The sequence below is a fragment of the Ruminiclostridium hungatei genome, assembly GCF_002051585.1.
GTDB lineage: Bacteria > Bacillota > Clostridia > Acetivibrionales > DSM-1351 > Ruminiclostridium > Ruminiclostridium hungatei.
This window is the reverse complement of sequence record NZ_MZGX01000030.1, coordinates 66,597-76,522: the sequence shown is the minus strand read 5'-3', so window position 1 is coordinate 76,522 and position 9,926 is coordinate 66,597. Positions and strand designations below refer to the sequence as shown.

At 35.4% G+C, this 9,926-nt stretch carries 4 protein-coding genes; all 4 read right to left on the bottom strand.

Annotation, left to right across the window (positions count from 1 at the left end; translation table 11 throughout):
* A partial coding sequence (locus CLHUN_RS18920) for a P-loop NTPase (RefSeq protein ID WP_207559184.1) occupies window positions 1-1,768 on the bottom strand: 1,768 nt, incomplete at its 3' end.
* A 191-nt stretch (window positions 1,769-1,959) separates the two neighbouring features.
* A complete protein-coding gene (locus CLHUN_RS18915) occupies window positions 1,960-3,234 on the bottom strand; it encodes a recombinase family protein (RefSeq protein ID WP_080066192.1) in 1,275 nt (424 codons plus the stop codon).
* 64 nt (window positions 3,235-3,298) lie between these two features.
* Complete coding sequence (locus CLHUN_RS18910) at window positions 3,299-4,801, bottom strand: hypothetical protein (RefSeq protein ID WP_080066189.1); 1,503 nt, start codon at window positions 4,799-4,801, stop codon at window positions 3,299-3,301.
* Window positions 4,798-9,813, bottom strand: a complete 5,016-nt coding sequence (locus CLHUN_RS18905) for an NACHT domain-containing protein (RefSeq protein WP_080066188.1) — start codon at window positions 9,811-9,813, stop codon at window positions 4,798-4,800. The genes CLHUN_RS18910 and CLHUN_RS18905 overlap by 4 nt, the downstream gene beginning before the upstream one ends.
* Window positions 9,814-9,926: the final 113 nt, after the last annotated feature.

The following is a 9,926-nucleotide window of genomic DNA, read 5'->3' as shown; positions in this document are numbered from 1 at the left end:
ATTTTGAAATATATACTTCATCAATAATTTTAAGCATTTTCAAAACAGTATCACTAACAGAAGTATATTCGTGAAGCCTATTTACTATATGCTGAGAACGTACCGGGTGCAAGCCTTCGACATATACTTTTCTATCTGTAATCTTAATATAAAACTCATTCTCAATGCTCTTAAGTAATTCATTCAAATCTAAATCTTCGCTAATAACTGAAGAAAATTGCTCCATCAAGCCTTTAACCGGTAATTTTATACCCATAATATCCGCAAGCGCAATTTGCCTTAAAATTGATATTTTAATAGCTGCTCCTTTGTTTTGATGAATATTCTTAATCTGTTGAGTAATTCTATCATTAATCATTTCACCATGGGTTAATAAGTAGATATATTCTATAAGTAACCCCTTTTCAGCAACAGCCTCCCAGGAACTTTGCCAGTTGGTTATATTATTATGTATTTTATTCATCATTTTCAACTTTAAGTATATTTTTTCAGCTTGTGTTATATCAAGTGAGATATCTATAACTTTCATATCCTTAAGATTTGTTGGGTCACCGGAAAATGAATACCAATCATCTTCTCTTGTAGTTACTAACAATTTATAATTAATAGATATTTTTCTCGAAAGAAACTGTGCTAAAGTATTCCATTCTTTTAATTGAATATCCAGGTTGTCAAAAACAATTAATATTTTTTCACCGATTTTTATTCGAGATTTGAAATACTCTACAATATTATCAAGTTCCTTTGTTTCATTACACCAATTGAGCTTATAAATAGTAAACATATCCCTTAAATTATATGCAACTTGCCATGCTAAGGTTGTCTTACCTTGTCCACTTGAAGATTTAACTACTGTAATTACATGCTCATTTATGGATTCCACAATTTTTCTTTCTAATATCTCTCTTCTTACAGGTAATTGATTTACAATATCTACAGGTTCTGCTTTTTTCCCCTCATAATAATCAAATTCATCATTTCTTTTAGCCAGGTTATCAAAATCAATTTTCTCAATCCACTTATGAGCAGGATTCTGCGCTCCTTTATCAATATTATCTTTTATTTGCTGAATCCGTTTTATAAGTTCTGGGTAATCAATATATTCTCTTTCCCTCATTTTCTCAAAACAAAAATAGAATAATCCATTAACATACAAACTTTCATTGCCAGTGCTTATTTCGTATTTTTCTATTAATATTCTTTCTATGTCTTTGACTAATTCAATTTTCTTGATATTTTTAAATTTGAGATGCCCAAAGAAATGATTTATATCAAAACTATTCCAATCCCAAAAAGTATTTTCTTTTTTTATATCACCAATTATTGAAGTCCAATAGTCTTTAGCTTTTTTATCCATTTTGCCATTAATAATCTGACTTAAGCCACCATTTGCAACATCAAAATCATATATTAATGTAAAATATCTGCTATCATTAGTTTTATTTAACAAATAGACTTCTAAATAGTTCTTAAGAATACCCTTTAAAAAGCTTGCATCTTGCTTATCCTTTGAATATTTTAACTGAACATGTTCAATCTTTTCATCATTACTAGCTATATAAGTATCTATGTCTTCAATTCCTTCTAATCGTACCTTTCTGTCTTCACTTATTAGAAAACTCAAAAGCAAATAGCTCGAATAAAGAACCTGATATTCGTATCCTATAAGGGCAACTTGTCCGCCGGTTCTACTATTTTCTATTTCTGAAATTGAACGATTAACTTTCTTAATTACTTTATTCTGTTTTTTATTCTTTTTTTTTGCCATACTAACTCACCAGCTTTTAAGATATTAATTAAATTTATCATATGTACAAATCACTACAGCCTATTTATCGTATCGTAAATGGCCTATAATGCCCTCACATATGATTTAGCAGAATTTTCTACAAACGCCTTATTTATGAAAAATATCTATATTAATTTTATCTACATTATAGCGCATTTTCTTGGAAATTTCTACATATTCTTGATTGAAAGGCCTTCTAAAAAAAGCATTTGGGTATTAGTACAATTTTTATAGTAAATCATGATGTACGTATCAAAGATTTGAACTTTATCAACCTCATTTCTGATTATGCCTTCATCATAAGCTCCATTCTGGCAAATGGCCACGCCCAGAGTATCATGCATCCATCCTTCATCCAGAGTAGGGGAGTGTGGGCAGGCATCTTTGCCTTTTTCGATCCTTGTAGCGCAACGCCAGACAACCTTACCGCGTTCAGTCCTTCTCCGATAAGGTGCTTTACATGCACCGCACACAAGCAAATTCCCCAAAAGGTATTTACCATTATATTTTCCGCCGGCTACTACAGAGCCATCCTTCTTGCGGACAAACCTTGAACGCTTGACCATTTCCTCCTGTACCATGTCAAATACTTCGGCGGAAACAATGGCGGGATGGCTGTCTTTCACGTAATATTTGTTCCGTTGGCCGATATTCTTGCTCTTCTTACCAGTCATAAAATCTTTCTCGGTAAAGGTCTTTTGCAGCATTGTATCTCCCTTGTATTTCTCGTTGGTTAACATCCTCTGGATCGTTTTTGCATCCCAGGTCTCCTTGCCAGTTACAGTTTTAATCCCCTGAGATTCAAGAAAAGACTTTATTTGTCCGAATGACAGGCCTTGCAGATATAAATCAAATATCTTCCATATAACCTCTGCCTGCTCTGGCACTATAACTATTTCGCCATCTACACACTCATATCCCATGAAATTCTTATACTTCGTAAAGATATCTCCCTTTTCGAACTTGCGCTGAAAGCCCCACTGGATATTCTCGCTTGTATTCCGGCTTTCATCCTGTGCCAGCATACCCTTCAGTGTAATCTCAAATTCCTTTTCCACATTGATCGAATCCAGTTTCTCATTTTCAAAATGCATATTGATTCCTCGCTCTCTTAAAAATCTTATAATCTTTAAAACCTCTAGGGTATCTCTTGACACCCTGCTGATTGACTTTGTGATGATGTAACCGATTTTGCCTTTCGCCGCTTTCCTGAGCATTTTGTCCAGCCCTATTCTGCCGCTTCGACGTAACCCACTTTCGATGTCATAGAATACTCCTGCATAAATCCAATCGGGATGGCTTCGTATCATCTCGGTATAGGTTTTTATCTGAATATCAAGACTGCGCAATTGTTCTGGTCCGGATGTGCTGACCCTACAATAGGCAGCAACCCTGAGTTTTTTATTCTCTTTGGGTATTGCAGGTATAATCCTAACATTTTTCATTTGCCTTCCTAAGTCATCTATATAAAATGGGGCAAGGTCAGCAAACAGCACCTTTCAAATGTTATTACTCTCCATTTTGTCTGCAAGGAAGTACAAACGCCTCTGCTCTTGTACAAATCTCTTCTAAGAAGCATGCACGGCAACATAAAAGATTTTCAATCGAATATATTTCGCAAAAAGCACAACCGCTTGCCCCACTCCTTGGCCCACATAGTTCTCTATTTTGGTCAGATATCTTACTTGATTTTGCCATATATACTCCTCGGTGTGCACAGTGATGTAACTCCCTGTCAATAAAGAAAGCTTTGGGTTCTCCGATTGATCTCTTAATTATTAATCTGTCTATGGCTGAACCTTGTTGTTGACAAGCACTCCATTCATGGTATGGGCATTCAGAAATCGAAGGCTGCGCCTTTAAATAATGTGTTTCTTGTCCAGTTACAATAATATAATCAGTTTTCCGGTAATCAGAATGTATCTCTTTAACCACTTTTAAAGAGTCTATATTCTCTTGTGAACCATAATGGGATACTATGGAGGTGGTATCTATTGATAATCGTAAAATTCTAATCAAATCATTAAGCATTGAAGCGGCTGCCGTTTCCATATCATTTAAATGCCCTTTAAGATTTTCATATTTATGTGGCAACGCAAACACATTTTGGTCGTTTTGTTGATCAATCATAAACCATGATCCAAATTTAGCACCTATAAATAGTACTGGTGCTATTTTTATCTGAGGCATTACGTCCAAATACATTTGTGGTTCTTCATAATACATTAATCGTATTCCATGTAATATTTTGTCGATTGATGTGGGGTGGATTTGGAATGCCAGTTCCTCCAGTGAAATAATATTATTTTTATCCAACACAGCATTATATTCAACTGCATTGAAAAGACCTATATAGCGATTTTCAATATCCTCACGACTTGTCCAAAATAATATGTTATTGGAATTACATTGTCTTTCATTTATGAAAGCATTTGTGGGATCTATAAAAACAATCAGCCAATCACCGTTGGTCATGATCACTCGTTTCGGAATATGGTTGCTTCTACTATTTAGTGAACAAACATAGTCGCGGAGAGTTGTTATCCTTTTGTTCCATTCACCAGTTAAAGCATTCATATCCCCGTTTAATCCACAAGTAATCAACTCCACAGGACTGCGGTTAACATATGTTTCATTGGCAGGACTAGGTAATGCTACGTTGGGTCTTTTAGCCTCAATAATCATTAAAGGCTTTTCACATCCATTTTCAAAACCCAGATAATCTAAGAACTTTATTTCTCCGTTTGTATCAGATCGGATTGGAGCTTCAAGCATCATATTAGGCATTCCATCAGTAGGACTATAATTAAGACGCCAATTGAGGGCTTGAAGTAATTCATTAATGAAATATTGTCTTGCATGTGCCTCAAGTGAATCATCAATAAGGCGTGCATTTACTTGAGCATACTGTACCCGAATATCTTCAATCTTTTTTCGGTAAAGGCGAATGTATCTTCCGGTTATACCTCTGAGTTTTTCTAAAAATTCATTTGCATTTCTTGTTTGGCTCATCTATAGATCTCCTCCAGCCTATAGGTGAGACGTCTGGCACTAGGCCACCCTGCATTAACAAAGATGTCAAGTATCTCAAATAAAGTGCGTTGGCATTCTTTCTTTTCTCGGAATACCCAACTATACTCAGCAAAATATCGCTCAATTATTTTAACAAATAAGTCAGCAGCAAGTGACTCGTATTGATATCCACCTTCTTGAGAAGAGGTTAATAATACTCCAATCCTCATAAATATTTCAACGGGATTAACCGGAATATAAGCTTCGAAGGTTTCAAGAAGATAATGTGTAGTACTTGGAAAAACTCCAAATCTAGACAAACAATTCAATAAGTTATCTGCCTCAAGTAAAAAACGCTCCTTAACATCTGCAGACAGAACCTTTCTATTTTGTTCATCTTTTTTCAAACTTTCATCATAAGCTCCTGAAGCAAAATAAATATCTGTCCCAATTGTGTCAATTAATTGTGCAAGAAGCTTATATTCTTCTTCCTCATCTTGTGATAATTCTATTTCAGCTTTAAATTTGCTTTCTTTAATTGAATTGAATTTATTCAACGCAGCACCAAGGCTTTTTTCAACAATAATAAATGCTCTTTTTCGTACTGCATCCTGTTCAGAATTACTTGGGTTAACAAGTCCAAGAGTCAATAATTCTCTGGTATGAACAACTAAACTACGGATCTCTTTTAAATAATCCCCTAAATTCTCAATCATTTTGGTAATGATATTTCTACAAAAATCGTTATCCTGCCACAAATAAAGCTTAAGAAAAATAATAACACATGTTTGCCGTACTGAATCAGCTCCTGGTCCATCAATTATTCTACTAAAAATCTTTCCAACTAATTTAGAAACTCGGTCAGCATTTCCTCCAGCTATGTTATATAGAGTACCTGAAAGAAGTCCATTGAGAACCCCTTTGCTTTGCTCGTTTTCACATGCATCTTCAATAATGTCCCACATTGCTGCCGGAGCGGTGTTATATAAAGTTACCAAGTGTGTATCGATCTGATATCTTACTGCTGGCACCTTGTCTTTGGATAAGGAAATGATTGTCTTTTTCAATTTCTTGTCCACACAAGTTGGGTAACAAGCAAGAAGCATTAAGCCTCTGGCAGCGTCAATGCGAGGCGCAGGAGATCCCCATGATGGACTTTCATCAAAATGCTTATCATTTTTGGGCTCATGAATCGGATCTGGATTAGTTGCGGCTTGAAGAAGAACCGCTTTTGTGAAGCCTGCAATATCAAGATTATCAGCCAATTGTTTTGATGAGGCAATGCGTGCACAAGCTTCAGCCAATGTCCCCCATGCATAATCCAACTGCAACTGATGTACATCATTCGTATTAGCAATAGACAATACTTCATGAAGCTGTTTTATATTTGGGAAAATAGCTTGGATTGCTTCCATAGATGGACTTGCATTTAAAAATTCCCGTGAAAATTCATAAATTGGTTGTTCAATAGTCCTAATTGATTTATTTCCTTCCTTCTCAACTGGGACTCCTTTATCTGCCAAATATTCCTCCTCACCATATGGTTGACCAGAAATGGATGTCATTTTGAATTTAGGTTCGTTTGGAGGTATTGAATCATTTTTCTTTAACTCATCTAAAATTAATCGAACACTTTGTGAAATAATAAGTTGTTCCGGTATACATCCTAATAATCTATTACGTTCTATTTCTCTGTATTTCAATTCGTTGTTGGGCACATCTTTCGTCAATGTGACAATCGACTTTTCAATAAATCCTCTTTCTTTTTCAGAAAGAAACTCATATATGGCAGTAATAAAATTTCCGGCTGCTATCGTAGTATCATCACATTCTAGGATTGCTTTGGTCCAAGCAAGTGATTTAAGTTCAAGACCAATTATACTTGGTTCTTTTATACCACATTGTAAAAGTCTCTTCCACAAAACTGCAAAACTGTTCTCAGAAGCCACTACCATTATAATATCTCTTAACAAAGAAATAAATCCTTCTTTTTGTGCACCACTTATAAGATATTTCTCAACTTCGTCAAGCATTTTAAGGGGCTCATCATGATAATATGTATTTCCGTCATCCCAAATGTGGCTGTAATCACTTCTGATTTGTGCTGGTATTCCATAAAACTCAAATGTTTCTGACTCTGTACTAGGATGATGTTCTTCGTTTACATAATCGGACAATGCAACAATCAGTACTCTAAATGCATTAATCGGTCCAATTTCAAGAAATCTACTAAATTGATCTGCAAGCGCAAAATTTAGCATTTCTTTATCTTGCTTACGCGTAGAAGTCATAGCAATAATGCGGCTGCCTCCAATCTGTGTTTTTTCTTCACTGGTTTCATTGAATGTAAATATAGCTTTATAAATATCTTCAACTAAAGTGATGTCCATTTCAGCAAGGCTTCCAATTTCTCTCACCAAACAGTGCAATTCTTCAGCAAAATGCAATTTCATATGTTCCTTTTCAATACATCTACGAATCAATTCACCACTTTCTTTTTTATTACTGCTATATGTCCGGCAGACAGCTTGTATGGCAATTGTTATAATCCAGTTATTGTGCTTAGTAGATTCCCAAGCAAATGCCAAAAGACGCCTTGCGGCTTTACCTATTAATCCACATTGACTTTCCGTAAATTTTTGTGATCTATCACAAAGAGTTCTAATCAATGGACAAATAATAACCGCCATGGATTGCTTCATGTTTTCACTCAAATACTCAACAAATTCAGCCCATGGACCCGATCCATCTCCAACTAAACTATCATAGGATTTCTCAGGTATTGACAGTAGTGCCCCAATCACATGTGTAAAAGCTTTTTCAACACCACATACTTTGTTAACATCATCTTCTTCCAGCAAAACAAATAATGGGCTAAAATCATTTATTCTTTTCGCAAGTTCTGGGACTACGCTGGGACCAATCAGTTTACCAATTTCAGGAATCTCTGCATTATATATTATTCTAAGAACTAACTCCCAAAAAGGCTGCCTACTTGGATTTTTTAACCATACGTGTTTGAAATGAAAAACAAGGCTCGGTCTGATTGATAGAAAAAGCTCTTTATCACGAATCAGGATATTTATAAAGTCCTCATCAGGTACTCTAAGAATCAAGCGTGATATCGCATAGTCATAAAGAACATGATGTGAAAATGTTAAAGTGTACCTATCAGGTATTTCATCTGTAGTAGTTTGATATTCAGTAACTATTTGAATACTTAAAAGATCATTTAAAATCAAACTGGTTGAAGAATCTGCAATATCAAGTTCAAGACGGTTAATCTTTAAAGAACGTTTACTAACCATAGTTTGCGATATCTTTTTCAAAATGGCTTCGCGCGCATCCCCAAATGAATCTGTCCGTATAATCCTTTCAATCCAATATCTGTCCAGTAGTTCATTTTGTTTGCTAATAATAGATAGTTCATCAATAGGAATTCGTAGGCCAATCAATTGGCTCATTAATCGCAAATTAAACGGGTTTCGAAGCAATTCACTTAAAGCAGGATTCGCTTTATATATTAAATCAGCCAAGTCACTTGATTGTTCTTTAACTTGCTTGATTTCTCCATCATCCAGCCTCGGAATGTTAATATGGTAAATATTTTTAAATTCAGTATCTGTATATCCTGTTGGAGGACTGCCTATAAACAAATCTTGTAGTTGTTTATTATATCGCAAATCAAATTTACGAATAGAAGCAACAATCCTCCACCTGTTATTTAACTTTATTATCTTTGAAATTAAATCTCGAAAGGTTTTTATTGCTGTCTCGGAACGTGCTGCATCAAGCGCATCAATTACTAAAAAAGCTGGTTTAAGTCCTGGCCAATTTTCCATAATTTCATCCAGATTATGGAAAATACCAATTTCATTTCTTATTGTACCAATACTCTGAGCTTCAATCCTATCTACTGCAATGAAAATAACATCAGCCTGACCCGACTGTAATTCTCTGGCCAAATCATGAAGGGCCCCTGATTTACCTGCTCCTGGCTCGCCCACAACAACAATTGACTGCTTTTCAATAACAGACTTTAATGCTATAGTAGAGCCTCTGTTTATTTTAATAACTGAATTGCCGACAGAAATTATAGAGAGATCTCCCAGTTGCTCGACAGTGTCAGTTGTATATTGCCTGAGTTTTTGGATATCATTTAGGTAACTCGGAGGTGCTTTTAAATCAATAACTGCATTCAATAATATTTTCTGCAGAGAATTTCTGTCCCCTCCTGTTTGGTTCCGAACGAAATTTGCACATGCTTGAATTAGAACATTCCATGCAGTATCAGCCTCAACAGGGTTTCGCAATACAGCAGTCCTTAACAAATTCTTAGCTTCTGTTTCTTTGCTTCCACCCGGATCCACATCAAATGTAATAACCCAAATAAGTGAAAGCAATTTTCTAACGACATCATCAGTGGGCTGTTCTTTATACTCTTCATCCCAGATATGTAATATGTGATTCTTAACGACAATAAGCGCTTGATTTTCATCTTGATTTTTCGCTGCATCTTCTATAGTCTGGCCAGTCACTTGTTTTCGAAGCCTATTCAGCACTGTCTTTAAATGTTCACGTATTGATAAAGAACTTCTACTGCCGACAGCCAAAACTAATCTATCATTCTCTTGGTTTAAAGGACGCTCCCATGGTCTTTCCATCCGGCCGGTTTTATTAGCTATAAATTGGCGTATGAATTGCTTAATTGTGGACGCTAAATCTGAATCATTTCTTGTGCTTAGATTCACTGAGTGTTTTGCTTGAATAAATATAAATCCGCTATCAGAAGTTCCCAGCATTATGTCATCAATAGGTTGTTCTGTTTCGCAACGAACAAATTTCAAAATAACATTTGCAGGTAAATCAAAAGCAAGAGTTGCATTTTGTTCGGCTAATATAAGCGCTGAAGCCCATGCAGCAATACGGTTTTGAAAATCAAGCCCAGCTTGCGCAGCTGCACCTCCTCCAGTTGGATGTTTAATAAATACACGATTTTCTTCTGGTATCATCAATTGACTACCTCCACTTTCACTAAAGCCTAACTTACCGCTTAAATAAATGAAACTATGATAAGTTAGCTACTATACCCTACCAATATAAACATTATCTGAAATGAGTCTAC

Bases quoted from the DNA above. Each gene is read 5' to 3' on its own strand.
- CLHUN_RS18915 (WP_080066192.1), bottom strand. From the start codon at position 3,234: ATGAAAAATGTTAGGATTATACCTGCAATACCCAAAGAGAATAAAAAA.
- CLHUN_RS18910 (WP_080066189.1), bottom strand. From the start codon at position 4,801: ATGAGCCAAACAAGAAATGCAAATGAATTTTTAGAAAAACTCAGAGGT.
- CLHUN_RS18905 (WP_080066188.1), bottom strand. From the start codon at position 9,813: ATGATACCAGAAGAAAATCGTGTATTTATTAAACATCCAACTGGAGGA.